This window comes from Streptococcus danieliae (assembly GCF_009767945.1).
GTDB classification, from domain to species: Bacteria; Bacillota; Bacilli; order Lactobacillales; family Streptococcaceae; genus Streptococcus; species Streptococcus danieliae.
In genome coordinates this window covers 1-1,191 of the sequence record NZ_WSRS01000155.1, presented here as the reverse complement: position 1 = coordinate 1,191, position 1,191 = coordinate 1, and the positions used below count along the sequence as shown (strand labels likewise).

General features: G+C 41.0%; 2 protein-coding genes and 1 pseudogene. 2 read left to right on the top strand and 1 reads right to left on the bottom strand.

Going from position 1 to position 1,191, the window contains the following annotated elements; all coding sequences use genetic code 11:
- On the bottom strand, nt 1–134 hold a 134-nt coding region (locus tag E5983_RS09165; RefSeq protein ID WP_160332216.1), incomplete at its 3' end, for an IS630 transposase-related protein.
- Nucleotides 135–169: 35 nt separating this feature from the next.
- On the opposite strand from E5983_RS09165, the pseudogene E5983_RS09160 reads away from it, so the two are divergent.
- Both E5983_RS09160 and E5983_RS09155 read left to right on the top strand, forming a co-directional pair.
- Nucleotides 170–661, top strand: a pseudogene (locus tag E5983_RS09160) (PTS transporter subunit IIC); the annotation flags it as partial.
- Nucleotides 662–889: 228 nt separating this feature from the next.
- A partial coding sequence (locus tag E5983_RS09155) for a hypothetical protein (protein WP_160333502.1) occupies nt 890–1,191 on the top strand: 302 nt, incomplete at its 3' end.

The window sequence follows — 1,191 nt, the reverse complement described above, 5'->3', positions numbered from 1 at the left end:
GTTTTCTCTTTTAATTTAATCCATTGATAAATGGTATTACGAGAAATTTGGAAAACAGTTGCTGCTTCAGAAATACTGCCAATATTCTCACAATATGAAAGAACTTTTTCACGAAAATCTACTGAATATGCCATAAAAATAGTATAGCACAAAATGTGCGGTTTTTGTTTCATTCTACTATATTTCAGAAAAGCTAGTGCCCAACTCAAAACCAGCCTTGGACTGCCCAGTTGTCTATCCCTATGCTCCTAATGCTGTTTTAATCGGCTTTATCTCGAGCTTTGTAGGTGGCCTTGTGAGCATGATCGTACTAGCTTTGACAGGCGGAGTTGTGATTCTCCCAGGTGTTGTCCCTCATTTCTTCTGCGGAGCCACGGCAGGTGTTATCGGCAATGCTTCTGGAGGTGTTCGTGGAGCCATTGCTGGTGCTTTTATCCAAGGCGTTCTCATTAGTTTTCTCCCTGTATTTCTCCTACCTGTATTGGGAGACCTTGGCTTTGCCGGCTCCACCTTCTCCGATGCTGACTTTGGCCTCTCCGGTATTTTCTTAGGAGTTCTCGCCAAAAATGGTGGCACCTTAGCTGTCTCGCTCGGCATTTTTGCAGTCCTAGCTCTGATGTTTGCCTTATCCATTCTAAAGAAAGAAGAAAAGGCAGACTGAAGACAAGAGGGTTTGTGTGATAGAAAAAGAAAGGTTCTAGCAGCTTATCCAATCAAGCACTCGGATGTTCCAATTCGAGTGTTTTTAAAATTGTCTAAAAAGTCGGCATCTAAATGTTTTTTCTTTTATTGTATGGAATATTGTGTAATAATTAGCAAGCAAAATAATTTATATATTTTACCAACAAATTTATAATGATGTGGAAAAAGAAAAGTTTAAGGAGAAGGAATGAAAAAAATCCTGCTTGCTAGTAGCCTCTTACTAGCACCAGTCTTGATTGCTACAGAAGAGGTTCAAGCCCAAGAAAATCGTCCTGGTCACGAATCCCCTGAAACAACCTATCATTCAGCGGTTCAGTCCGCAAAAGATGAAGGAGTGATCCTAGTTCAGGAACAACCGATGACCTTCTCCAGAATTGGTGAAGCCAATCAGGCTTACTACCAACAAACCAAAGAACTGCAAGAAGCGACCCAGCAATACACATTTGAAAAAGACCAATATGCGAGAGATTTAGCTAGCTATGAAGCCGC